This window comes from Bacteroides luhongzhouii (genome assembly GCF_009193295.2).
GTDB lineage: Bacteria > Bacteroidota > Bacteroidia > Bacteroidales > Bacteroidaceae > Bacteroides > Bacteroides luhongzhouii.
The window spans coordinates 3,622,579-3,649,014 of record NZ_CP059973.1 but is presented as its reverse complement, the minus strand read 5'-3'; the positions used below and the strand labels follow the sequence as shown (position 1 = coordinate 3,649,014).

At 36.4% G+C, this 26,436-nt stretch carries 29 protein-coding genes; all 29 read right to left on the bottom strand.

Features of this window, described 5'->3' with window-relative positions:
* Window positions 1-8: 8 nt before the first annotated feature.
* Window positions 9-725, bottom strand: coding sequence for a WecB/TagA/CpsF family glycosyltransferase (locus GD631_RS13340; RefSeq protein ID WP_143257434.1), 717 nt, complete (start codon window positions 723-725; stop codon window positions 9-11).
* An 80-nt stretch (window positions 726-805) separates the two neighbouring features.
* Window positions 806-2,041: a glycosyltransferase family 4 protein gene (locus tag GD631_RS13335; RefSeq protein ID WP_143257433.1), complete on the bottom strand. Its 1,236-nt coding sequence runs from the start codon at window positions 2,039-2,041 to the stop codon at window positions 806-808.
* Between the two features lie 6 nt (window positions 2,042-2,047).
* Window positions 2,048-3,019 carry an acyltransferase family protein gene (locus GD631_RS13330; protein ID WP_143257432.1) on the bottom strand — a complete coding sequence of 324 codons (972 nt, stop codon included), beginning with the start codon at window positions 3,017-3,019 and terminating at the stop codon, window positions 2,048-2,050.
* An 8-nt stretch (window positions 3,020-3,027) separates the two neighbouring features.
* On the bottom strand, window positions 3,028-3,987 hold the full coding sequence (locus tag GD631_RS13325) for an acyltransferase family protein (RefSeq protein ID WP_185911465.1): 960 nt from the start codon (window positions 3,985-3,987) through the stop codon (window positions 3,028-3,030).
* Window positions 3,984-4,538: a DapH/DapD/GlmU-related protein gene (locus tag GD631_RS13320; RefSeq protein ID WP_143257430.1), complete on the bottom strand. Its 555-nt coding sequence runs from the start codon at window positions 4,536-4,538 to the stop codon at window positions 3,984-3,986. The genes GD631_RS13325 and GD631_RS13320 overlap by 4 nt, the downstream gene beginning before the upstream one ends.
* Window positions 4,535-5,692 (bottom strand): glycosyltransferase family 4 protein, encoded by a 1,158-nt coding sequence (locus GD631_RS13315; RefSeq protein WP_143257429.1) that lies wholly within the window; start codon window positions 5,690-5,692, stop codon window positions 4,535-4,537. The genes GD631_RS13320 and GD631_RS13315 overlap by 4 nt, the downstream gene beginning before the upstream one ends.
* Entirely contained in the window at window positions 5,689-6,894 is a 1,206-nt protein-coding gene (locus tag GD631_RS13310; protein ID WP_143257428.1) for a glycosyltransferase family 4 protein, read from the bottom strand. The genes GD631_RS13315 and GD631_RS13310 overlap by 4 nt, the downstream gene beginning before the upstream one ends.
* A gap of 5 nt (window positions 6,895-6,899) precedes the next feature.
* Complete coding sequence (locus tag GD631_RS13305) at window positions 6,900-8,189, bottom strand: EpsG family protein (protein WP_143257427.1); 1,290 nt, start codon at window positions 8,187-8,189, stop codon at window positions 6,900-6,902.
* Between the two features lie 5 nt (window positions 8,190-8,194).
* A complete protein-coding gene (locus GD631_RS13300; RefSeq protein WP_143257426.1) occupies window positions 8,195-9,064 on the bottom strand; it encodes a glycosyltransferase family 2 protein in 870 nt (289 codons plus the stop codon).
* A 1-nt stretch (window position 9,065) separates the two neighbouring features.
* Complete coding sequence (locus GD631_RS13295; protein ID WP_143257425.1) at window positions 9,066-10,337, bottom strand: glycosyltransferase family 4 protein; 1,272 nt, start codon at window positions 10,335-10,337, stop codon at window positions 9,066-9,068.
* Complete coding sequence (locus tag GD631_RS13290; protein WP_143257424.1) at window positions 10,334-11,278, bottom strand: acyltransferase family protein; 945 nt, start codon at window positions 11,276-11,278, stop codon at window positions 10,334-10,336. The genes GD631_RS13295 and GD631_RS13290 overlap by 4 nt, the downstream gene beginning before the upstream one ends.
* A 102-nt stretch (window positions 11,279-11,380) precedes the next feature.
* Window positions 11,381-12,259, bottom strand: coding sequence for a glycosyltransferase family 2 protein (locus tag GD631_RS13285; RefSeq protein ID WP_143257423.1), 879 nt, complete (start codon window positions 12,257-12,259; stop codon window positions 11,381-11,383).
* Between the two features lie 53 nt (window positions 12,260-12,312).
* Window positions 12,313-12,729 (bottom strand): hypothetical protein, encoded by a 417-nt coding sequence (locus tag GD631_RS13280; RefSeq protein WP_143257422.1) that lies wholly within the window; start codon window positions 12,727-12,729, stop codon window positions 12,313-12,315.
* Window positions 12,716-13,312 carry an acyltransferase family protein gene (locus GD631_RS13275; RefSeq protein WP_143257421.1) on the bottom strand — a complete coding sequence of 199 codons (597 nt, stop codon included), beginning with the start codon at window positions 13,310-13,312 and terminating at the stop codon, window positions 12,716-12,718. Before GD631_RS13275 ends, GD631_RS13280 begins: the two co-directional genes overlap by 14 nt.
* 9 nt (window positions 13,313-13,321) lie before the next feature.
* Complete coding sequence (locus tag GD631_RS13270) at window positions 13,322-14,299, bottom strand: glycosyltransferase family 2 protein (protein WP_143257420.1); 978 nt, start codon at window positions 14,297-14,299, stop codon at window positions 13,322-13,324.
* 11 nt (window positions 14,300-14,310) lie between these two features.
* Entirely contained in the window at window positions 14,311-15,264 is a 954-nt protein-coding gene (locus GD631_RS13265; protein ID WP_185911464.1) for a glycosyltransferase family 2 protein, read from the bottom strand.
* Window positions 15,265-15,271: 7 nt separating this feature from the next.
* A complete protein-coding gene (locus GD631_RS13260; RefSeq protein WP_143257418.1) occupies window positions 15,272-16,252 on the bottom strand; it encodes a hypothetical protein in 981 nt (326 codons plus the stop codon).
* A 7-nt stretch (window positions 16,253-16,259) separates the two neighbouring features.
* Window positions 16,260-17,693 (bottom strand): lipopolysaccharide biosynthesis protein, encoded by a 1,434-nt coding sequence (locus GD631_RS13255; protein ID WP_143257417.1) that lies wholly within the window; start codon window positions 17,691-17,693, stop codon window positions 16,260-16,262.
* 7 nt (window positions 17,694-17,700) lie between these two features.
* Window positions 17,701-18,606: an acyltransferase family protein gene (locus GD631_RS13250; RefSeq protein ID WP_244983333.1), complete on the bottom strand. Its 906-nt coding sequence runs from the start codon at window positions 18,604-18,606 to the stop codon at window positions 17,701-17,703.
* Between the two features lie 90 nt (window positions 18,607-18,696).
* Window positions 18,697-19,782 carry an acyltransferase family protein gene (locus GD631_RS13245; protein ID WP_143257415.1) on the bottom strand — a complete coding sequence of 362 codons (1,086 nt, stop codon included), beginning with the start codon at window positions 19,780-19,782 and terminating at the stop codon, window positions 18,697-18,699.
* A 333-nt stretch (window positions 19,783-20,115) separates the two neighbouring features.
* Window positions 20,116-20,298 carry a hypothetical protein gene (locus tag GD631_RS13240; protein ID WP_143257414.1) on the bottom strand — a complete coding sequence of 61 codons (183 nt, stop codon included), beginning with the start codon at window positions 20,296-20,298 and terminating at the stop codon, window positions 20,116-20,118.
* Window positions 20,299-20,560: 262 nt separating this feature from the next.
* Window positions 20,561-20,728 carry a hypothetical protein gene (locus GD631_RS13235; RefSeq protein WP_153260287.1) on the bottom strand — a complete coding sequence of 56 codons (168 nt, stop codon included), beginning with the start codon at window positions 20,726-20,728 and terminating at the stop codon, window positions 20,561-20,563.
* 163 nt (window positions 20,729-20,891) lie between these two features.
* A complete protein-coding gene (locus GD631_RS13230; RefSeq protein ID WP_143257413.1) occupies window positions 20,892-21,959 on the bottom strand; it encodes a 3-oxoacyl-ACP synthase III family protein in 1,068 nt (355 codons plus the stop codon).
* 11 nt (window positions 21,960-21,970) lie between these two features.
* The gene (locus tag GD631_RS13225; RefSeq protein ID WP_143257412.1) at window positions 21,971-23,422 is read right to left on the bottom strand and encodes a class I adenylate-forming enzyme family protein; all 1,452 of its coding nucleotides are present in this window, start codon (window positions 23,420-23,422) and stop codon (window positions 21,971-21,973) included.
* A gap of 10 nt (window positions 23,423-23,432) precedes the next feature.
* A complete protein-coding gene (locus tag GD631_RS13220; protein ID WP_143257411.1) occupies window positions 23,433-23,666 on the bottom strand; it encodes an acyl carrier protein in 234 nt (77 codons plus the stop codon).
* A 12-nt stretch (window positions 23,667-23,678) separates the two neighbouring features.
* On the bottom strand, window positions 23,679-24,425 hold the full coding sequence (locus GD631_RS13215) for an SDR family NAD(P)-dependent oxidoreductase (protein ID WP_143257410.1): 747 nt from the start codon (window positions 24,423-24,425) through the stop codon (window positions 23,679-23,681).
* A gap of 3 nt (window positions 24,426-24,428) precedes the next feature.
* Entirely contained in the window at window positions 24,429-24,662 is a 234-nt protein-coding gene (locus GD631_RS13210) for an acyl carrier protein (RefSeq protein ID WP_143257409.1), read from the bottom strand.
* A gap of 25 nt (window positions 24,663-24,687) precedes the next feature.
* On the bottom strand, window positions 24,688-25,329 hold the full coding sequence (locus GD631_RS13205) for a PglD-related sugar-binding protein (protein ID WP_143257408.1): 642 nt from the start codon (window positions 25,327-25,329) through the stop codon (window positions 24,688-24,690).
* Complete coding sequence (locus GD631_RS13200) at window positions 25,326-26,435, bottom strand: DegT/DnrJ/EryC1/StrS family aminotransferase (RefSeq protein WP_143257407.1); 1,110 nt, start codon at window positions 26,433-26,435, stop codon at window positions 25,326-25,328. The genes GD631_RS13205 and GD631_RS13200 overlap by 4 nt, the downstream gene beginning before the upstream one ends.
* Between the last annotated feature and the right edge of the window lies 1 nt (window position 26,436).

The window sequence follows — 26,436 nt, the reverse complement described above, 5'->3', positions numbered from 1 at the left end:
TGTATAATCTATATCTCTTTACAAATATTCCATAAGAACAACACATTACCAATCAAGTACCTACGCCACATTCGCTTAGGTTCTTTTATCAATCGGTAGAGCCATTCCAACGAATGTTGTTGCCACCATAATGGAGCCCGTTCAGTAGTACCAGCGTAAAAGTCAAACACCGCCCCTACGGTACCCACATGACAATGAATATTCAATTTTTGCCAATTACTGTAAATCCATTTCTCCTGCTTGGGAGCCGTCATACCAATCCACAACAGATCTGGATTTGCCTCATTAATAGCCGCCACAATAGCCGCATTATCTTCCTGTGAAAATTCCGGTTTATAAGGAGGTGAATAAGTCACCACTTCCAAGTTCGGATAATCCACTGCTGCCCGTTGTTTAATCAATGCCAAAACATTCTCCGAGCTACCCATAAACATACATCGCCCTCCTTTCTCATTAAGGCGATTCATCTCAAGAACAAAAAGATCCCAACCTGCTATTCGTTCCCGCGGTTGGCTTTGCATCTTTAACCATTTACAAACTTTTACAATACTTGCTCCGTCAGGGATAAGTGCATCTCCCTTCATCAGTGCATTGGCAAAAAGTGGATCCTTTAGAGCAGTATTGTAAGAATGTGCATTAATTGTGTTTATTAGCAACTTACCTTGCGGTAATGCTTTTAGTTGATTTATACTCTCCATGATAGAGAGTTCTTTTAACTTAATCATATGAAATTAAAAAATTAGAGGATTAATTTCATTCATTTATTTTGCGGAAATTATTTCTTAGCTCTCATCAAAACGTATCACTATACGGTGAAAAAGCATGATTTATACAGTTCCAGCATCTGTTTTACCTTATTATTCCAAGACAATTCTTCTTGTCGTTGACGACAATTTAATGACAGTTGTTTTAACAAACTTCTATCTGCTTCTAATTCATTCAATACTTTAGCAAAATCCTTGACAGATTGTGTTGGAGATGACAACGTTATCTTACGACCAACTGTTTCATCTATGACTGTAGCCATACCACAAACATCAAAACACACTACTGGCAACTGATTACTTACAGCTTCTAACACTACAGTGGAAGTATCTTCACTCACACTAGTAAATAAAAATATCTGGGAAGAACGCATATTCTTATGCACTTCATGATTTGGTCTATTCCCATGCCATATCACTCGATCAGCAATACCCAACGACACTGATAAAGCCTTTGCTGTAGAAACTTGGTCATCTGTACCTGTACCATAAACATCCAATAAGATTCGTTCATTCTTCGTTGCAGCAATCGCTTTCAAAGCCAAAGGCAACAGTTTCCGAAAATCAAATTTCCCTACCCACAAAACATGGAAAATGGCATTATCAAATCGTTCTGTAGAAACACATGCCAAAGGGAAACATCCCGTTTCTGGTATTACCACTGATTCCAATCTTTTATATCTCTTAATGGCTCGATAAGAATCAGGTATAGAACTGACTAAAACATCAGCTTTTTTAAAAGCAGCATTTACTCGTTTATCGTATTTCAGCTGAAGCACATTAATAATATTCTTCAATCTATTAAATAGTTTCATTTTTAATCCAGCCCCTTCAAGGTATGCCAATGGGAATTGTTTCAATCCTCCGATAGGTCCCCACACAAACGGAACTTCCTCTATCTTCCAAAGATATCCCGGTTCACGAAAACCAATCATATTGAGTTGATGCACTATATCAATATGATGCATCTTCATAATATCAAGAGTCATCTCATACGTGCGATATTGCCAAGTACGATAGTGTTTATAAAAACGCCAGTCGCCTTGATTCCAACACATCCTTCTCACCTCTTCCGATACCGGATTATAATAGAAGTGCATATTACCACCTTGCGGCAATGTAGGTATTACCGCCTCTATTTTGTCACAGAATTCACCTTCAGTAATGATGTGTAGTTCGCAATACTTAGCCAAGTTTACACACCAATTCCAAGCCATGCCCGGTTCGCTACCCATATTCGGTGAACATGCGTAGGCGTTTATTAAAATAGAAAGCATATAAAATTAAATATGAATCTTAGATTTTATGAACTCTATGATTATAGAACATAGCAAAGAACATCCTAATACAGTAATAAACATCACAAGAGGATTATTTGTAATAAAAGAAATGCCATTCAAAAAATAGAAAATGAAAAATGAATGAACAAGCCAAAGATTCATTGAATGTTTTCCAAAGAAAAGTAAGATTTTACCCCCCCCCGTTTTACATACATTAACAATTCCTATGCAAAACATAGGAACTATCAGCAACTCTGTAATACCAATAAGAGGCAAATAAGCTCTCACTAAAATCGGTATCACAAGAAGTAACGGAGCCAAGTATATTTTTTCATAGAGCCAATAACATCGTTCATGCAGCCATCCGAAAATATTAAATTTAGCAAAGAAACAGCCCAGCATAAAGATATTCAAATCTATTAATATCATTTTCAGATGCCTCTCCACAATCACCTCCTCATCTAGATGTAATGCGCAGTTTAAACCCCTTGTAAGAATCAATAAACCCAACATCAATAGCAGATAACCTTTCCATCCTAATTTGATCTTACTGACAAAGTAAAATAAAACGAGTAACTCCGCATAGAGCGAAAAAAACCACCATTCCCCATTGCATGAAGTTGTAAGCCCCGATAAATTATAAAAGATATTTTTTACATCAGGGGCATAATATCCTACAATACAACCGACAGAAATAAATGGTATCGCTACCCACCAAAAAGACAGGTATAATTTCTTCAACCGTTTTCCAATGCTCATCCATGTTACTGTTCCCTTTGCTACTATACATTGCAAACCATACCCTGCCATAAAAAGATATATAGGTACGCATATCTGAAGTGCCTTGATAATAGGCATTCCCATCCACTGCACACTAGTTGGAATACGTTCAGGAAAACCAAATAAATGAAATAATACCATACAAAGAATGGCTACTCCTTTAATTTGTATAGAATGTTCCTTAGTTAGATTCATCTTAATACTTATACGGCTTTAAACACTGCCCTCCAATCATAATCCATATCCTTGAATGTCTGTGCAAATAGCCTTGCACTGCAACGTAAGATATACGCTGCAAATACTATAATTGCAAACATTACGATTAAGTTAAGCGGAAAGACTGCATTCATCTTATCTGTAAACAAAGAAGTTTGCACCAAATATATCTCTAAGCACAAGCCACCAACCAGTTTGATAATCCAGCCTACTATACAATGATGATAGGCCTTTTTCATAAAATCAGAGTTACATAACTTGAAAAAATAGAATACTGTACCCAACAATGGAATCCAAGTCAACATCTGAAATTTATTATATACCGCAATATCTTTAAAAGCATACAGCGCATAAAATACTACAATGCATCCTATTAGTTTCAATCCATCCCATACAAAATGATATTTGTGCTTCCGCTGTGAAATACCCATCATCGCTCCCATCAGCATAAACATAAAAAAATGAAACCACTTAAAATACCCCTCTCCATACATATTAAAATCCATCGGAGTGTCAATTAATATAAAATAGCTAGCACATGCTACCCCTATCGGCATAAATACCAACTTCAAATGTCCTAGCAAATAACGCTGTATGAAGTACAGCACTATATAATATATCATTATGCAACTAATAAACCAGCCCCCCCCTGATAAAAGGACTCTATTTATATCATTATGATAGCCAAATAATAAAGAACCCAATATAGCCCATGCAAAGACAGTAGGATAAATACGGTTAATACGTCGTTTATACCAATTATCAAACCGTCCCATTCTGCCCAAGAATAAAGTAAACCCGGAACAGAAGAAAAAAAGAGCATCACCAATTGCACCACCGGTAGCCAATGCACCAAACTTTGGATAAAGTATGTCCATATGCGAATTGGTGATAACGATTGCAGCAAAACATTTCAAAATATCAATACTTATATTTCGTTGCTTCATAGGAGTTTTAAATGATATTCTCTCTCTTCTTCCTTTTCAAATCGATCACGAATCCTCTTCGCTGGTACTCCACCCCATATCTCACAAGGCGGTATATCCTTCGTTACCACCGATCCAGCAGCCACAATGCTCCCCTTCCCTATCGTAACTCCACTCATGATGATAGCGGCAGTACCAATCCACACATCATCCTCTATAATAGTAATGCCATTATCTCCACGCTCACCACTCCAGATTGTTTTGCCCGGAATAGAAAATGTATGGTCTTGACGCCCCACAAAACACACACGCCCTGCCATCAGAATATTATTCCCAAAATACACATTGGAAGCTACATTGCAGTAATCACCGAACTGCACATTATGTCCTATCCGTACATCCATATTCTGTGCAAAGCCCGTGCCTTTCATTACTCGTACAAAGCCCTCATATTTCACCCATGGATAACGTATATGAAACATATACCATGTACGTAACTGATTGAAAATATAACGCAATATAAAGTTTAGCTTGCTTGCTTCATTAGGCATATTACTATAATCAATCTTCATCGTTTATATACTTTTTCACAAGCCTCAAAGATGCGGGCTGCCGCCTTGTCAGGCGTATAATTACTTTCTATTTCAATCGCCTTTTGTCCCATAGCCGACAAATCGGCTTGATGAAACTTCGCTAATATATCTATTATGAATTCAGGCTTCAAAGGATCGAACTTATATCCATTCACCCCATCTTGCACCAGTTCATAATGACCACCATTATAAATAGAGCAAGCCACAGGTTTGCCACATGCCATTGCCTCCGGTATCACCAAACACCAGTTATCTTCAAGCGTAGGCATGATAAAAACATCACAAAGTGCATAATATTTATAGAGTTCATCGTAATTGATGCCGCCCATAATGTGAACCGAATCATCCTCCGCATATAACTCCTTCAGTGGCTTTTCCAGAACCCCCTTACCTATTACCAATAAGTTATCGTTTGGATATTCAGTAATATGCTGCCCCCATACCACAAGCAATTCTTTTATGCCTTTGCGTTCCACCATCTGACCAACGAAAAGAAAAGTTAACCCATTCTTTAAGTTTAACTCTTTACGTAAAGCGTCTTTGTCTGCACTAGTTACTTTTTCCACTGCCTGTGATAAGCCAAAACTATCCGCACACATACAACCTTTTACTTTCGGAGTTTTCTTGAAGTGCAAAACCTCATTCAAATATTCCTCTGTAAGCGTACCATTAATTAGAAAATAATCCACAGGTATACCTACCAATCGGCGATACATCGACCGCCATGTAGGAGAGTTACGTTCCACGTATGCTGTACGTTCATAGAACATACAAAGTTTTTTTCGATGTGTCACCGCATAGCGAATACCAGCGGGAGCCCAACCACCAAAACCTTCGGTAATAACCACATCTGCTTTCACAGACTTTATAGCCTTGTACAACCCCGGTTGCTTCTTTATCACCAATGCACTATTGGCAAAATCCGATTCATCACTACCCATTGTCATGCGTTGTTCACCACTCATCACAATAGCATGATTACCCAACACCGCTTTCAACTTCCCTCTTACCAGTGCTGAAGTATTCTCTTCTGAACAAATCAAGTAGAAATTACCACCACTAAGTTTATTCAAATTTTCATATACCGGTATTCGGTAATTACCGAACCACGGTGAAATCCAAAGTATCTTCATTGCTTTTTCTTATAATCTTCTATCACTTCTTTATAATAAGCTATCTGCTGCTTCATAATCGCATCCAGGCTGAAAACATCTTTGATACGCTGTTGGGCACTTAATGAAATATTAGTCTTTTCTTCTTCCGATAAAGTAAATATCTGCTTTATTTTATCAGCTAAACGTCGAGGATCACGAGGTTCTATCAGAAATCCATTTTTACCATCCTCAATAATCTCATTCATCCCCCCCGAACTACTACCCAATACAATTCCTCCGCAAAGCATTGCTTCAATACAAACCATAGGCATATTCTCCCACCACGAAGGAAAACAAATTACATCAGCGGCAGTATATCTTTCCATCAACTCCTCACGTTGTACCTTACCTACTAAATTAAACCAAGGTTCATGTCCATACTTAGCTTGTAATTGTTCCGCAAAAATTCCAGTTTTTCCCACCAGACTTAAACGAAACAGGCAAGAAGCCTCCTCTTGATGAAGTATTCGGCAAGCTTCCACTAAATCGCCACACCCTTTCCAATCACAAATAGTACCAGCAAAAAGAATCTCTTTCACCTCATGCTGTTCTTCTTTCCACTGAAAATTCCTCCACGCATTCACGTCGATAGGATTATAAATGACCTGCGTTCTGTCTTTCATTACTCCTACATACTGCTCTGCCCATATTTTGAGCGAAGTACTGCATGATGACAAATAGGCAGCCTTTACCATCTCTTGGAGCTCCTTTTTTCCTTGCCAATAGTAATGCCAATTGTCCTTCGAGAAAGGCTGAAGAGAAAATTTATAATGATCGAGTAGCATCGGTGTATGCAATCGTACCACCACTGGAATATTCAGTTGATCTAAGAAATACCCCTCTGCTCCATATTCAGGCACTTCTATTATATCCACATCACCTAACTGCCTTATAGCCATCACAATGTGCTTACGGTAACTGGAAAAGCGATAGAAAGGACGAAACTTCTTCCATAAAGAAGGCTTCTCAACTTCAGGAATGAGAAAATCCCCCCCCCTAAGACGTATTACGTATACACCTTCATCATACGTTGATTCTTGGCGAGTATCATCAGATGCACAAATCACTGTAATTTGATGCCCAAATGCATATAGACCATGTGCTACTTCTTTAATATACGAAGCTATCCCCCCACCTCGTAGTGAAGGTGGATATTCACGACAGACAAAACAAATATGCATATTTACTATACCGTATAATAATTATCAAATAACAGCAATATTGGACTCTTAACAATAATATCCACTAAGGGTGCATAATCCCATATAATTAGTTCAAACTGATAGTAGAACCACACAACCATCACTACTGCAATCATTTTAAGTAGCATATCCCTATTTCTAATATTATTAAGAGCAAAAGGATAAGTAAAAGGCATAAAAGCAAACAACATCATAAAATAGCGATACTGTGCTAATGGTTGTCTGAACATTGCTATTATAGTAAGTAACAATAAAAGAATAATATTCAGAATAAAAGCATTACTATCAGAAAGTGTTTTACGTTCCAACCATAATTTTCGAAAAGCAATCAATGCCATGGGAAAAGCTATTACAAAGATTTGAGACCAGACAAGGCCTGATTCAGTATCATTACGAATTTCACTAGCCGCAAGGCGAGATACACCATACGTTAAAGCAGAATTACTATCTGTTGCTATACCTGATGCTAAACTAGGTCCCATAATAATTAATATAACGAAAGCTGATCCAATAAAGAGCAATCCTTTTCTCGTTAACCTACTATGCAAAGGTTTGAAAACTAAGAAAGGAACAAAGAGCAACGTTGCAGCATGAGTAAACACAGCACAAATAGCCATAATCCAATCCTTCTTTCGCATTTTACCGTAATAGGCATAATTTCCTAAAACGTATATCATAATGCTTTGTGCCAGAAACTGCTTTTGAATATGCAGAGTATAATTAAAAAAAAGATAGAAGAATGATAAAGTAATCACACCACACACTATCGGTATATGTGGTTTCTTCATTGTTAAACAGAACTTATACAACCCTAAGAAAATAAGAAAATACTCTGCGAAAGTGAGCAAAGCTGCAAATAAAGGATAATAACCAAAAGTTAGATAATAACCTAAATAATTATATATGCCATTCAAAAACTCACCGGATATTTGAGTTCTTTCAGGATTATTGTAAAAGTCTACCCCATAAATATAGACTAAAGATTTCAAGAAACCAGCTTTAGGCACATTCATATAAGCTACATAATATTGCACCTGATCCCCATTGGGTAATTTAGTTGCATTAATGGCTGCAAAGTAAACTGCTATACAAGCGAAATACGTATAATATTGCGTTCTCGTAGTATTAGTTTTTGTAACCAAAAATGAAATAATTATAGGAATACTGATAAAGGGAGGAAGAAGTAAGAAAATAGAAAGTATGCCGGTCACTTCTCCCCATTTCACCAAAGACCTCCGTTGTTCAATTCCATAAGATAAAGTTTCTTTTCTCATTCTAATCAAAGTTTATAGGAGAGATAAATTCCTATTCGTCTCATCAATCGCTTTATTTTGATAAATTGTACAATGACAAAATTTTTCTTTTTTATCAACTGTAAGTTATCGTCAATCTCTGAAATCATCTTTTTTATAAAAGCATTTTCTGTATTTGGGCTAAGATGTTCTTTAATCATCAATAAATCCTCTGAATAATCTTTAGTCCCTACTGTTGCTGCATCGCAATGTTTTCGATAACCATAAATCGGATAGTTCAAATATACATTTCGATTGCTATGTAGTATATAACTTATCAAAAAGTCTGCATCTTCCATCAATCTACAATGAGGGAGGAATTCTATTTCTCGATTACGGATAATATCCATTTTGAAAAGACAGGTCCACAGGAAATATTCTCCCATTATGATTTTATCCACAAAGTCTTCCTTGTCCCAGATTTGAATATCCTGCTTTCCACGAATCACGTACTTTTTGTTCACAAACAACTCTTCATCCATTTCACCGATAGCTTTATAATCAGCCTTTACCAAAGAGACATCTTCTTCTAAGATTTTTGCAACTAACATTTTCAAAGCTTCAGGATATACTATATCATCCGCATCTGCAAAATACACCCATTCACCTTTAGCTTGCTTCAATGCCATGTTCCGTGCGATAGAAACCCCCTCATTCATTTTACTTATCACCTTTATTCGATCATCACGATAGGCATATTCTTCCAATATAGAAACACTATGGTCTTGACTTCCATCATTTATCACTATCAATTCCCAATGGTTATATTGTTGTGCCAAGATACTCTCTAAACATGGGCGTAAAAAGCGTTCCGCATTATATACAGGAATAATTATCGTTACTAATGGAGTATCCATATCAACACAGTTTCAACCTTCTTAAAATGCTGCGGTATAAATCAATCGTAGGAAGCAAATAACCACAAGGAAGTGCAGCTTTAACACTACGATTTTTTTCACGCAAACGCGCTAGATTGTCATTACGATCTATATAAGAAAGAGGCTCAAATTTATTATTCTCTAAGTCATCAAAGAAATTAACCCAATCTTCTGCAACTTTTTCAAAAGCAAAATTCTCCTTCATAAAATGAAAAAATCCCTCCAAATCATTCTCGTTCTTTTTCATTTGAGTCACTATGCTAGCAGCTAACTCATCAGTATGTTTGTACAATATTCCTGTACGATATACTGTATTAATAAATCCTCCGAAATCTATAGTTGCCACCAATGCACCCATTGCCTGCATCTCCAAAGCAGTAATACAGAATGTTTCACTAATTCCAGAAGGGTTGGGGACTCCTACCCTTGTCCGTTTCAACACATCATTCTTTTCTACGCCAAGTACACCCCAAAATTTCACTGAAGGGATAATCTTTCCTCCATCATCCGTCAGATAAGACATAAATTGCTTTTCATAATCCTTTTCGGCAATGCCATAGTCTCCCAATTGAGCTGTACGATCATAGAGCTTTCCACTTCCTATTACATTCAGCCGCGCATCCGGTATTTGCTTTAAAACCTCCGGCCATGCCTGTGCTAACAGATGGAATCCTTTATAATCAACTATGCTACCGATATAAGTGACTTCATGAGGACGTTCACTTAGTGGTGGTATCGTAACTTTCTCACTCTCCAAAAAAGTAACGGGCATACCGTTGTTAATATAAACCGACTTCAAGAAAGCCTTATGATCGCGATACATATTGAGTTGTTCACGGCTCACACAGATGATGCGTGCCACTTTATCATCATTCGCCAAAACAGTAAGATTTCTGCGACTAATAAAGTTATGAGCCCAGGGCAACAAATAAGTTTTACGAGTCGCAACAGCCTTATGAGCTTCTTGATATATTTCATTTACATACTTGAATATCACATAATCCGGATTTGTTTGTTCTATTAAATCCGTGATAGAACAAACTTTAACGATGGGATGTATTGAAACAGATATATTTGTATCATCCTCCACGCCCACAACAATATCAATCCCCACAGGTCTCAATTTACGTATATAGTGTACTGTGGATTGAATAATATACTCTGTACCTCCAATACCCGGATTACCCTCTTCAAGATTATGACAATCCACCTCCTTCAAGTTCTTATTGGGTAGATAAAATGCTATTTTCATTGTTTTATTTTTCCTAAAAATAAGTACGATAGAAATCTGTTTTTTTCAAATAAACAAGCAAACGACAATGTCAGAAGTATGATCAGAAAAGAGACACAGCATGCAGCAAGCATTTGCCATCCAATAGACAGATTATTAAAAGCTTCACAAGTAAACGAGTAGATAATATAGTAGTGAAAAACATACAAATGCAACGACTTTTTACCCCCCCCTATAACATATCTACCTACTTTATGGTTACAAACCAGGTAAATGTACTTCAATAGAGAAAAGAATGCGAGACATAACAACACTTGCACTACCGTCATGGGCAAAGCTTTTACAAAAGCACTATCAGCCATACAGTAGAAAAGCACAAACAGAATCAAACATATAGCTTGTACAAACTCTTTAGACAACCAACTTTCCATCCATTTATATTTGCCTATCATGTATCCCAGGATAAAGAAACGATAAAAAGCAAAAGTAAAAGAAAATGAAAGTCCGTAAGGAGTGGAATCATTGAACAATTTTGAAATCAAAAAAGGAAGTAGCAACACCCCAATCTGTAGAACCCCATACTTTATCTTCAGCCATTCAATAATCTTCAGCATAAGAGCAAACAGCAACCAGCAGTGCCACAAACTCCAAAGAAACCAATAACCCGCATGAAAATCATTATATATGTAGGCTTGCATCTGCCCATTAAGCAAAGCAAAAAGAGAACCTCCAAAAACAAAAGGGAAAAGCAAACTAATCGTTTTCTTTTTAAAGAAATCCACATTTACTCTTGTACGTTGGGCAAAATAACCGGACAAAAGAAAGAAGAAAGGCATATGAAAGATATAAATAAACTGAAATACCTGTCCGGTATCTTTAAAACAGAACTGATAAACGTGCCCCAATACAACCAAAAAGATTGCTATGCCTTTCATGAAGTCGATATATTCAATACGTTGCATCAATTATTATTAATATTCTCTTAAAAACAGCATTCTAACTTACAGCATAAATTAATAAAATTCATTAGTATCCCATAATAAACAGTAGGTTATTTATTGAAATTACATCTTAAAATACTTCTTAAAACTATACTTAATATGTTTCCACAAGACAAATTTGGGTGTCTTAATAAAATACGGTATTATCTCTTTAGCAAATAACCATACACTAACCTTTCTCAAATTCAGGAATGCTGGCCACGACTCTGCATAAAACTCCAACTTATCAATGTTTCTCAAAAAATTATTCATCACATATGCTTCATGAATTCTAGCTAAAAGATTTTCCTTATTTGGCGTATGTTGTATAGATCCATTACGCATAGTATATATATATATAGGTTTATCACAGAGTTTTATATGCTGTGCATAATAGCCTATATTCGAACTAAACCAAACATCATTCCCTGCTGGTATTTCATGATAACAAATTGAATATTTCTTAATCACACTCATTCTCACCATTTTCGACCAAGGAGTATCTGACTTATAGCGAAGTAAATCAAAGTTTCCTGTCTCCATACATATTTGTATCATCTCTGATATTTGAATGCCTCCTTCAACAGGTTTCATTGTTTTAGTATCAACATTTATATTTGCGAAATAAACCACATCAGCATCAGTATCTCCATACTTGTCTAGAAATTCATTAAAACCTTCTGAATACAAATCATCTGCGTCTGCAAATAGTAACCATTTACTATTAGCTTGAGCAATACCCACATTCCGAGCGTAGCCAGCTCCTTTACCCTCTTTAGTAAATATCACCTCTACATGTTCTTCATGTAGACCTGGAAAATTCTCAAAATCCACTTTCTCCGGATCACTATTATCATCTATAATTATTACTTGAAGATCATCTCTTTTAGGAATAGACCGCAAACATCGTTCTAATAGATTAGGTATATTATGGTGAGGTATTATTATAGTAAATTTTTTCATCTGACACATTATCCAAATTACAATTTAACTTCACTTTCAATAAAAAAAGTTACTCACATTAATTTATCAACCAAAGGTTTTCTCACATATTTATAAATTACAAAATCACAAATGGCAATAAAAATATAGATAAGTACAGCCGAAATCACATACTGCAACAAACTAAATTCTTCACATTTAAACATAGAGCTAAACAATCGCTGTCCAAACCCTCCTTCGTGTAATAGATAGACAGCAAGAGAACTAGCAGCAAATAGATTTACAATTCTCGACTTAAAATATACCTTATCAACCGCAATGACCAAAGTTCCCACTAATAGTATATTAAAGGGATTATTTATAGAACGAACTATAGTAATAGCTCCCATATGCAACGTTTCCACAGAGCCCCATACTAAAAAAAATTTTATTAACATACCAACGATAAAAATCCAACCTGTAAATTTTCCTATACTACTATAGCGTGTCACAATATATTTTTTTTATAAATTTTGCACTAAGATAGATAGTAACAAGGACCATAAATCCTCCAATACGGGCGCTATGTTCAAAGAAATCACCAATAAGTAAAAAATACAAAAAAACAATTATTAATCCATTACTTTTTCCCGACAAATTTTCAAACATATAGTTTAATCCAGGAGATAACATATAAACAACAAGATAAGCAGCTATAAACCACCAACAATTTATTGGAAATAGAACCGTTTGCCATGCTATAATTGAATAAAATATATAGAGACCTATGGCTCCTATTAGAGCATACATAAAACATTGAATTATCATATCTACAAATCTCTCCTTCCGAAATGTCATACTATAATAGCCTGATATAAACATAAAACAAGGTACCCCTAAACCACCAACCTGTTGAACTAAAAGTTTTAGAAGCACATCATCTTGTTCTGCTAACTCATTACTAATCACATACAATCCATAATTTCTAGAAAGAAAATGATGAATAATGATAAATATCATTGAAACTACTCTCAATAACTCAACACTGCTATTACGCCCTTTTCCATTTTTCACAACCTTAATCATTGGAGACATAATTTTCTATTAATAATACATAGAGAGAAACCTTATAATCCCAAAATGTAATAAAGAGAATTTCAGTTTTAGCCATGTTTTTAGAGAAGCATTCCTAAGAATCTTATTCTTTAACTTTTGTTTATATGACATACTGTAGGCATATTGTACCATTTCACGACCTTTTTTTTTCTCTTCTACACCAAGTTCATTTGCCAATTTCCACATCTTAATGAGAGTTAAATAATAGTCATTATATACATTTAAAATCACACAATCATCAATATGTTCTGCAATGCACAAAGTCAATACTTTATCCAAGGTTAGCAAATAATCGAATTTCTTAATAGATGGCTTACGAGTAATAGAATCTGGTGTTATTCTGTATTTGTAAATAGCTGCACACATAACTGTCTTATTACTCTTCAAATAAAGAAGACGAGTAATATATTCATCGGAATTAAACTTACTATATGAAGCTGTTTCAACAGTATAATATTGCTTCACCAGCGAGGTACGAATCATTTGCCATCCATGTAATCTCCAAGGGATAGTCATTGAAAAAGCTGTTCTACCATCTTCTATTTCCATCATTTCTGTAAGATTTCTCTTTTCAAACAAACGAGGAAGATTAACCATATTAGCACAATAAAATTCCACATTCGGTACTATAGAATCTGCATTTGTCTCCGCTGCTCTCTTTAACATCAGCTCCACATAATCGGGAGCATATGCATCATCTGAATCTAATATAGATACATATTCTGTATCTACTTTCTCAATCGCACGGGCACGGGCTACTGCTGGGCCTGCATTCGTTTGCTTTAACAAAAATATACGACTATCCTTTTGACAATATTCCTCAACAATTTGAGCCGAAGAGTCACTAGAACCATCATCAACACATATCAGCTTCCAGTTTTTAGAAGTCTGGCACAATAAAGAATCTATTGCATTACACACATACTTTTCAGCATTGTATATGGGCATTAATACAGTGACTTTCATAATATAAATATTTAGAAAATTAAACCTGTTTTTCTAAGGAATCGATAAATTTTTTCTTTTTGTCTTGAATAAAAACATTCTATAGGGTACCATTTATAATATATTGAGTTAATAGGTAATAAAGTCCAAACTGTCAACACTTTATTATAAACATCATCATTTTCAAATTGAAAAGATTTAATATATCTGATAAAATAAACATATACCATTCGATGACGATATTTTGATATAATCCTCCTATCTAAAATATAATCAACAATATTCTTAGTGTTAATCATACTCGTACCATCAAGGTAGCATTTACTTGTCACCGTTCCCTCATGTCGTCTAAAATAGTTGAGTGGTTCACGTACTTCAGCCACTTTGCCCGTTTCAGCCATCAAGACCCAAAACATCCAATCTCCCACACTTTTAAATTGTTTAAAACAACGATCAATGCCCAAAGATTTTTCACGACTGAATATCGCCATACTAGCATTAATAATGCAAGTTCCATACAGCAGGTGAGTACGTATAAAATATCGTCCATCATATATAATAGGATTTCCTTTCTCAACCGGCATTTTTATCACTTCTCCATAAGTATTAATTAATACCGATTGAACATAGGCCACCGCTAAATCTTCCGTCTGTTCAAACTGTTCTACCAGACGTTCGAGTAACTCTGGACGACATGAGTCATCACTTTCAGCGATCCATATCAGTTCACCACCCGCCATAGTGATACCTTTGTCCCACTGATTGAAAGTGGACCCACTATTAATTTCATTATATACTATCTCTCTGACACGAGGATGATTGCGATACTGTTCTATAACTTCACGACTATTATCAGTAGAACAATCATCCATGATTATCACCTCAAAGTTCTGATAAGTTTGCGCCAATACACTATCAATACGTTCATTTAGATAGGAGGCATGACAATAATTGGGTATTAAAACAGAGACTAAAGGATTCTTCATTATCTTTTCATCGTTCATTTTGAAAGAAAGCTTGACTTTCAATGATGAAAGTCTTGACAAGTTGTTCATTTTTCTCGTTTTGCACAGCTACTCGTTTTTCAGCCCATGCTACAGCCTCGTCCATATCCACATGATGGTCATCCATAGCATAAGCAAACATACGTTGCATCACAGTATCAGGATGATAAGTACTCGGAGTTTCATTATCACCTAATACAATAACACTAGGACAACCGCAAAGTAGTGCAAATGAACTATAAGCAGTTACAGGATCATAGGAGACCAGTCGTTCTACCCGCTTTAATATAGAGGCCACTTCTTCGTGTGATTTGCCATCAAGCAAAATAGAATGTTCCATATCGTGCACCATTTTCTTACCCTTTCCCTTACGGACAATATAAGCGGTTCCTTCACGCTTTCGGGCTACACCTTCACGATTATAACAGGAAGGAGTGACAGAGATAGTCATCAGAAGCGAGGATACTTTCGATCCGGCTTGCGGCACATAATTCCGGGCAAAACTATTGGAATAACGAATATATAACTCACCTTGCCCATATTCCGCTTTCCCTGTAAAATGGCCGGGATTGTGCATAAAGTAGCGTACCACATTCTTTGCACCCAGCATATTTCCACTCAACATTTCGGGATAGACTACAATGGTTCGAGGCAAACCAAAACTAAAAAAAAGTTTCACAGGTTCTACTATCGGGGTATTCCAAAGCGGGTTTGTCTCAAATTTCCTGCAATTGTATGTAAGCAATTTATAATAACGACGTGTGTAAACAGGATGACAAACACGATGCATGAAAGTTTGCCATTTTGTAGCGCCATTCAAGAAATAGTCACAAAAATCCATAGGACAAAGCATCGCTTTTTCCCCTTGCGCATTAAGCAGGTCGCAAAGTTTGTGCAGCACAATGCTACCTCCACTATTGGGGTCATAAGAAGGGGCTGCAATAATGTAATTGAAATGTGTTTTATTCATAAATCTATTATTTCCTTTTTATTAAAGACAACACCTCCTGCATTTCGGATGAATGGCGTACATAGCTGCTTCCTATGTAGTAAACTACACCTGTCACTACAGCGATGAAAAGCCGAATCCCACTATTTATAAAAGGCAGTTGGACTAAATAACAAACTCCCCCCATCAATATGCAGTCGATAAAAACAGGCATTAAATCGCCCATCTGCTTGATGAAACCCACATGAATAAGTTTTCCTGTATAATAAGTATTGATTACAAGCGATATGACAGACATCAGCACACATCCATAACACATGGCCATCAAACCTAAAGGGATAGTGACACACAACATAATCACACCCATGATACGCTTAATAATTTCCAAACGCAGGAAAAGGTCACTCCTTCCCTTTACTTGAAGCAGATTGAGATTGATGGCATGGATGGGATACCACATAAAAGCAAAACAGATAATTTGCAGATAAGGAACAGCCTCCACCCATTTGTCTGTCAACACAAAATGTATAAAAGATGCGGATACCGACGAAAGACCGATCATCATAGGAAAAATAATATAAGCGGAAAGGCGAAGCATACGACGATAATTATGGGCAAGCCGATCATTATCATCCTGCATTTTAGCCAATACCGGATAAGTGACACTCTGCAATACACCTGTAGCATTGCTTGAAGGGAACTGTGCCATACTCTGCGCACGAGCATAGAGTCCAAGCTGAACAGCTGAAAAAAACTTTCCGATCACCATTGTATACATATTTTCATAGATGCTTCCAATGAGCCAAGAGGCCAATAATTTAGAACTGAATCCGAACAATTCTTTAAACGATTGTTTGGAAAACGGTTCAGATGGCCTCCAACGGACAAAATAAATTTTCCCTAATGTGCCAATAGTTGTAGCTACAAGGCTCTGTATGACCAAAGCCCAAACGCCATATCCCATAAAAGCAAACAATATACCAATAATTCCGGACAGCAGTGTGCTTACAATGGAAATCTTGGCAGGTGTCTTAAAGTCTAGATTGATACTCATCACCGCCCCTTGAATGCCTCCAAATGCACCAATCACAATGCCAATAGTAAGTATACGGGTAAGCAGTACAAGTTGCGGCATCCGGTAGAAATCGGCAATGAAAGGGGCAGAGACAAACATCACAACATAGATGAGACAACTGACAGCCAAATTAAAATAAAAAACAGTAGCGAGATCCGCTTCCGAACGATCTTGCTTACGGATAAGTGCGTTTGTCATACCACTGTCAATAAAAACAGACAGGATAGCGATAAATACGCTAATCATGGCAATTAAGCCATAATCGCCTGGAGAGAGCAATCGAGCTAATAGAATACCCAATAGAAAACTTATCCCACGAGTAATAAAATTATTAACCGCATTCCAAGTCAGCCCCTTTATTGTTTTTTGTTTCAATGATTCCGGCATAAATTAATTAGTTGTTTTTAGTTTCTCCGATAATTATCTCCCAATGGAACCGTTTTATGCAATATTGACAAAAAGGCAAAAACACCACGCAAGTAAGTGACATAAGGATAAGCGTATGTATCGGTGTCAAATGAAAAGTATCGGCAACCATTTTTACCACCAGCAGTAATGACCAATGACATACATATAACGTCATCGTATTTCGACCAATGATTGCAAACGGCTTCAAACAGATACTATCTTTAAAATATTCCACACCTCGATAAAGTATTACAATCATAGAGAGGGCAGAGAGAATCCATAGTGTATAATTTCCCCGATAAAGGACATTGGGGTAAAACTCCACGTATGAAGGGGAAAAAATTATGATTATCAGAAAGCATACGATAGCCAACCAAAATGTAACCCGATATTGCATCCAATGATTCTTATTCAATATAAAGCCCGAAAACACAAATACCATAGCAGGCAACACATTCATCCACCGCCAAGGATTACAATCAAAAAGAGGCGTAAGCGACGCCATAACAATGCTCGACAGCCATATCACATAATTTATCTTTCGAGCATTACTTAGAGACAATACCACATTCACTATAAACAAAACCATCAAGAACCATAGAGCATTGTTTCCATCAGCAGATTCCTGTTGCAAAATATGAAGTATAGCATTCTTTATCATTATGGTAAAATTAAAGTCTCCTTTTAGCAGAGAGAATAAAGCAATCACTCCACAGCCCAGCAAAGTAAAAACCAAATAAGGTATCAATAATCGTCTGACGCCTTTTCTTATGGTCTGAATCGGAACAGCTCCCTTATAATACATACCTGATTTGAAGAAAAACCAAGGCATATAACAAAATAGAATATATCCTGGCCATTCTAATAGAAAATTGCCCAAAAGATCAGTCATAAAACTGATATGCCCATATATCATATAAAGAATACAAAAACCGGAGATTATATCGGAGGTGGCATCCCCCGTTTACATTTATTAACTTTTTCATGTTTTAACCTTAAATCTATTATTTATCCAATAAAATAGTGGCTTTTCTATCCATTTGATACGGATATAATCAATGAAAACACACAGAATAAAAATTGCAGCCACACTCACCAGAGCATGTAAAATAGCATAAGGTGTATGGTATGCTCCCACATTGTCAAGAGTGTCACGCCACAACCATTGTCGCATAATATCACTATTGGCATGTATTAGTAGTACACCGAACGTAGTAGTAGCAATCACATTTATAAAATGGCTATGTTTAAGTTTCCAATCTTTAAAGTACATAAAAAGACAAATACTAGTAGCGACTGCCAATATGTGATTGGAATCAGAAACAAGTACAAACTCACGTAAAGGTGTATTATGACCGATATAAGAAATAACTAACACGCTACCTGCAGACACTACTATCGACAATATAGACATTATGCCCCAACCTATCTTAAAACGACTAATATCTATTCCATAAAGACGAATATACGACGATATGAAATAGAGCACAACAAACCATGTAAGATAGTTCATGTCAACACGTAAATCTGTAGTACCCAGAAAAGTATAGATAAACAATAATAAAGCTATGAGCGATAAATGCATACGTTTATCTAAGTTCATAATCAACACATTGAGGAAGGGAATGAAAAGATAAAAGAGTAAAAAGCATGATACAAATCCATCTGCTACACTCTTCACCGGCCATAGCATCTGATAAAGTGAATAAAATGACATTTCTTGATACCCTGCAATTATGAATAATAGATTAATTACCACATCATAAAATATTACTTGTAAAAGAAGTTTCAAAAATTTATAAACAGTAATATGAGACTTACACATAAAATACCCCGTGATAAGAACAAAACAATTTATCCCGGTTTTCCCCCACATCCCATAAAGATAAAAAAAAGAATTCTTCAAAGATAAAGGTTCGCTTTCCATCACTTGTATTAATCCACTATTCACAACATAGTGATGTGCCACAATGAGTAACATTACGATAATTCGATATAGTTCCAAATTAGAATTTCGTTCTTTGAACTTTATATCAGACTTATAGGGGGGAGATAATTTTTTATACATATCTATATTCTAGATTATGCGTTAGTTATTTGAAATTCTCGGTATGCTTGTACATACGAGAATATGACAAAAATCACTTGCATATTAACATTAGGTATTTATTTCCTCTATCTTCTTGTTTTTTAATCCTTGTTTAATATAGAAATTATATCCTTTCAAGTTAGCCACATCTACTTCCAATGCAATTGATGGATAAATATTTCCGAATTTTGTCTTCAAAAATGCTAACATCTTTTATCCAATGCCACATTTATGATAAGAATTGTCAACACAAAACGTCGTAACATATAATTGCGCATTATCTTTAATTCTTATAATAGGTCAATAACCCTATTATAATATTTCCATTTCTACAAATTTAAAAAAACGCATTTCGGACCACTTTATCACTATACTGCTGCAAATCCAGCACTTCGCGACTACCCATCCCCACCCAATCATCGCTCCAAAAGTGACCATGATCACGTCCCATGTATTCAGGATGCGATTGAAATCATTATTCGTATTGTCTGTCATACGCACTATTGTTCTAGATCCGCCATATTATATTGCCACCAATATCTGCTTCCAGCCGATAAGATTCTCGAAATCCTCTTTCATACCCTTTCATAGCATATTTGCCACATTGTTTCACCATAAAAGTTTCCTTCCATAATCACCCAGCCAGTAGGAGTAAGGACGAAGTCCTATCCGACATAATTAATTGATGGACCCATTTTGGAAGCCACTTCTTTAGCCATGCTAATCAGAAAATCCCACTTTGGAATAACAGGTCCCTTTATTTTAACATTGGTGTCTGAATGACACTATTTACTAAACTAGGGTTCAATTTATTTAGAACTTCATCTTGCTCAATTACTTCTTCAAGAACAGCAACACTATAATTTGATAACCATTTATAATCCTGGGCTTCTTCAAATACTTTTCCGGATCCAAAAAGTTCCATATACAACTGCTTCTTATCAGAATAATCATTTGAGAATCGTTTTTCTTATTGATTCGGCCTGAACTTTTGTAAAGAGCCTTCTTCTTTTATAAAGTTGACGACCTATTTCTGTCATCTTTACTTTATCTGATGTAACTTCAATTTGTTTCATTTCGGTATATTACTAATATTTATATTCTGTCATAATGACTGCCTTCAGTTTATCTACTGTATAGTGGATATTTCCCCATGCCAGTCCAACACCAAAACCGCAGCCCAAACAATCAAAAGAACCATTTTGAAGTTCTTTAGCCTTACATACAACCATTGCTAATGGAATTGATGCACTATTTGTATTGCCATAGTCCTGAAGACAGAAAGGAACCTTTTCCTCAGGCATTTTCAACTTTTTGCGGATCCTGTCATCGATAAACTTGTTGGCCTGATGAAGGAACAAATAATCAACCTTATCTGTGTCTATTTCAAAGTGCTCAACAAACTCCAAAAGAGAGCGTGGTGGAACCTTTATGGCAAATGAAAATACATCCATTCCGTTCACAACCATATCAGTACCTTTACGAATAATGCCTGGTTCGACCTCTTTCTCTTCTATTGATTCAAGAGTAATTGGATTTCGTGTACCGCCAAATTCTGTCCATACAGCCTTGTATCCACTGCCATCAACTCCAAAATTGAACTGTATTGGTTTCTCAAATGATTCATCATATTCTAGAGCAGTAACGGTGGCAGCATCGCCAAATAGTGGTTTTACCGTCTTATCTTTAGGAGAACGATTTAATGAATTTGTCTCTGCACAAACTAACAATCCTCTTTTAAGTTGTCCATGAGAAAGAATCGAAGAAAGATTACTCATACCATAAACCCATCCGGAACATCCCAATGGTAGATCAAGGCAATAACAGTCATTTCTGAAACCAAGTCTATCTTGCAGAATTGCAGATGTAATTGGTGCTATATAGTCGCGTGACGTACAAACGTAGATAAGTGCATCAATACTATTTGCCTCCCATTCCATTTTATCAAGCAATGATTGTATTGCCTGAAAAGACAAATCGCTTGCAGTGGTGCCCGGTTTTACAACTCGCTTTCTTTCTATGCCCGTAGAAGCAATTACTTTTTCGGCTTCCGACTTATCGGCAAAAATGGGCAAAGATAGATTTTCTTCAATAGTTGGTGGTACACATGCTGCCAAACCAACCATCTTTACTTTATTGATTGTTAAATATGCCATGTCTATATAGTTTATTTCTTGATTTGAATTCGTTGTTTCTTACCAGAGGAAGTCATTGGTATCTGTTCAATCCATTCATAAGCCACTGGGCGTTTGTAGATTTCCAACTTATCTTCCAATTTTTCTGATATCTCTTGGAATGTCATTGTAGTGGAATCTTTAAGAATATAGCAGAAAACTAGTTCTCCCATTATTCCTTCCTCATCTTTCTTTGGTACGCAAACACAATCGCCTACACCTAATGATATGATTGCATCTTCTACTTCCATCGGCGATACTTTTTTACCACCTACATTGATAAGTTCCTTTTCCCGCCCAAGAAGATAAATATATCCTTCTTCATTTTTGTATCCACAGTCGCCTGTTCGAAAATAATCACCATAGAACGCATTGCAGTTGTCAGAGTCCTCCAAATAATGCTCCATGACCATATTTCCCTTTACGCAGATTTCACCTTTTTCTCCAACAGCAGCCTCATTACCAATACTGTCGCATACGATTACTTCTACCTTGTCGCATACAGCCTTTCCTATACTATCAAGATGCTGGATATCATGAAACTCCTGGAAACAGCTTCTCGAAGCTTCGGTCAGTCCATAGTGCATGCAAATACGAGTATTAGGGAACATCTGCAGCATTTCTTTTTTACTATCTACCGACATTGCAGCACTTCCGATTTCAATGTAGTGTACCTGTTCTGCATACTTTGCAATACGAGTTCCGCTCATCTTACGAATATAGGCCCATGCTGCTGGAACTACTCCAAAACCCGTTATATGATACTTTTCAAAAGCTTTCAAAAAAGCCCTTACATTCGCAAAATTACTCAGAATGACAATAGTTGCACCCTTAATGAGATTACAGCGGATTCTACCCATTCCAAACGAATGGCATATTGGTAGTGCTAAAAGTTCAATATCTTCTTGACTATTGTCTATATACTCGTTGATGTTTGTTGCCGAAGAATAGATGTTGTAATAAGAAAGACATACTCCCTTGGGTGCACTTGTGGTTCCTGTAGTGAAGAGAATCTCGGCAATATCATTCTCATTAATATCCAAGCTTTCTCCTACATATTCATCAGCAATATCAAAATTTAATTCTTCGAAACCTTTTGAAGGAAATGAATTACTTTTATATCCAAAACAGCAGATTGGATTCACCTTTTTTTCGATATAACTCAAACGATCTTCATTCGATTCTGCATCTACTATAACATTGGTCAAACCTAAGATATGTGCTCCCAAATATAAATATATATACTCTATATCTTTGTGAGCAGAAAGGATTATTCTGTCTCCTTTTTGTATCCCCATACCATTAAGAACAGCTGCAGCCTTACGGACATTTTTATTTAGTTCTCTATAAGTAACCTCAGTGTCATTCATTATGATTGCAGTCTTGGTCGGATGCTTTTGCGCATTAGCAATTACGACATTTAACAAAGGGCTATGCTTGTACATTACAATTTCTTTATTTCTGTATCTTTTCAATTTCTGACACCCATTCATTTATCGTTGTGATATCAAAAATATCATCCTCGGGTATCATTATATCAAAAGTTTCCTCAATCTTAGATAATATCATCACGCTTCGCATAGAATCATATCCTTCCATATCAAAGATTTCCATATCACAATCCAATGTACTAGAATCGAGTTCCAAGCTATCTGCTACAATCTGCTTTACTTCTTCTTGTAGATTCATATTTCTTATATATTATTTAATAGAAATTCCTCCATCCAATACCATTTGCTGACCCGTTACCCATGAAGACGCATCACTCAACAGATACACTGCAGCATAAGCAATGTCTTCTGGTTTTCCATAGCGTCCTAGGGGATAGAGTTTTTCATTCTCTTTAAGTTGCTCTTCTGTAACTGTACCTCGATGAATAAGAGGAGTATCAACCATACCCGGACAAATACAGTTTACTCGAATATTTCGAGGTGAAAATTCCTTGGCACAAAACATCATGGCAGAGTTTAAAGCAGCCTTTGAGGCGCCATACACGCCATTCGAGCCACTGAAAACCTGAGTGCCTCCAAGCGATGCTAGTGCCACGACACTTCCCTGTTTACGGATCCTTTTCTTCTTATATAGCGAACGGAGTAATTCAAAAGGAGCAAAAAAATTCGTATTAAAAATATCGTCCATCTTACAACGACTAGCAAACTGCATAGGAAGAGTCAATCCCTTACCACTACAAAGAACCACTCCGTCAATATCTGGTACCTTTTTTATCAATTGCTCTAATTGAGTATCATCAAGCAAATCAGCTGTTATCACGCAGTGCCCTTCACCATCCATCAATGACAGAGTTTCATTAAGACGCTCCTCGCTGCGTGCTGTTAATATCACGGCTGCACCCATTCGAGAACATTCAATACAAGTTTGGCGACCGATACCGCTTGAAGCACCGGTCACCAAAATAGTTTTGCCTTCTAAAGAAAAAGGATTCTGCATATATTAAGCTTTACTTGCAACAATATCATAAATGTCACGAATTGTATTAGAGTTCTTGATATCGTCTCCTACCAAAGTTATATCAAACTCATCATCAACCATAGCTATGATTGATAATGCGATGAGAGATGACCACTCATCTAATTCACGGAAATTCTTATCTGCTGAAAATTCTGCAGCACCTGTCTCATCAAACTGCTCTGCAAAGAGCTCTACAAATTCTTCTAATGATTTCATATCGATTATTTATGCGAATAATAAATTAAAATTTTAGTTTTACTGCGGGATTTCCGTGGACACTTAGCCCATCTTTAATATTGCGAATTACCACGCTTCCTGCACCTACCATGACATTATTTCCTATCTTCTTATGTGGTATTATCATGGACTTAGGGCTCATTTGCGCACTTTCGCCAACTTCAGCCGCTCCACCAATAAAAACATTTGTTAAGAGAGATGCATAATCTTTTACGACAGCATCATGCCCAATATTTGTATATGGGTGAACAATTACATGTTCTCCAATTGTTACATTATCAGAAATTGCACACCATCTTGCTACATAAGATCCTTCTCCTATCATTGAGGTTTCATTAATAAATGATTCGTCAGCAATATATGTGTAAAATTTCGCTCCCTTATTTTTTAGCAACTCGGCATAATGCTTTCTCCATTTCGAATCACCTAAGGCTACAAAAAATATGTCGTCTTCCTTTAATTCATAATTCTCAGGAGAAGATATTATTGGAGGAAAAGTTCCTCTCAATCCTTCAAATGCATCAGACTTACTATCTAGAAATCCTTTGATAACCATTTCTCCATCAATAATTTCCTTAGACTTGGATATAGAAGCATACACTTCTCGCCCCCAACCTCTCGCTCCAACAATCAACAGATTCTTCATCTTATTACAGTATCTAGGATTCTCTTAATATCTCCATCACTCAAAGCATGATGCATTGGCAAACAAATAACACTATCAGCCATTTTATGCGCATTTGGTAAATTAGAAGAAGCTGCACTCTCTAATCCTTTATAAGTAGAAAAAGTACTTATCAGTGGATAGAAATATCTACGCCCCAATACCCCCTGTTCTTTCATCTTAAAATAGAGTTCATCACGCGTCATACCATATTCACTCTCGTCAATAAAAATCGGGAAGTAACTGTAGTTGTGACGAACCCCTGGCATATCATCAAAAAAAGAAATGCCTTCTACATTACGCAGCACCTCACGATACTTGACCGCTACTTGATGACGTGCTTCAATGGCAGCATCCACTTGCTTCAAATTGAGTAAGCCGTAAGCAGCACGCATTTCGTCCATCTTACTATTAATGCCCGGAGCTACTACAGTAACCTCATCCGCAAAACCAAAGTTTTTGAGATAATCAATACGTTTCTTCATCTTCTCATCGTGCATCACCAATGCCCCACCCTCAATGGTATTGTATACCTTGGTAGCATGAAAACTCAATGTAGACAAGTCACCCGCATTCAGGATGCTTTCTCCATTCACCTCAACACCAAAAGCATGAGCAGCGTCATAAATTATTTTCAATCCATATTTATCTGCAATTTCTTGAATCGCTTCAGTATCACATGGCTTTCCGTATACATGCACCGGCATAATAGCGGTAGTGTTGGGAGTGATAGCTGCTTCAATCTTATTCGGGTCAATATTGCCCGTAGCAGGATCTATATCAACAAATACAGGCTTAATGCCATTCCACCACAAACTATGGGTAGTAGCAACAAAACTATAAGGAGTAGTAATTACTTCACCCTTAATACGCAATGCCTGCAAAGCAGTGATAAGGGGGAGAGTACCATTGGTAAACAAACTAAGATAAGGGACTTTCAAATAAGCCGCCAACTCTTTTTCTAGCTGTCTATGAAAGGTTCCATTGTTTGTAATCCATTTGCTGGCATATATGTCAGCAATCATCTTCTGAAACTCTCCCAAAGGAGGTAGAAGAGGAGAAGTTACTGTAATTAATTTATTTTCCATT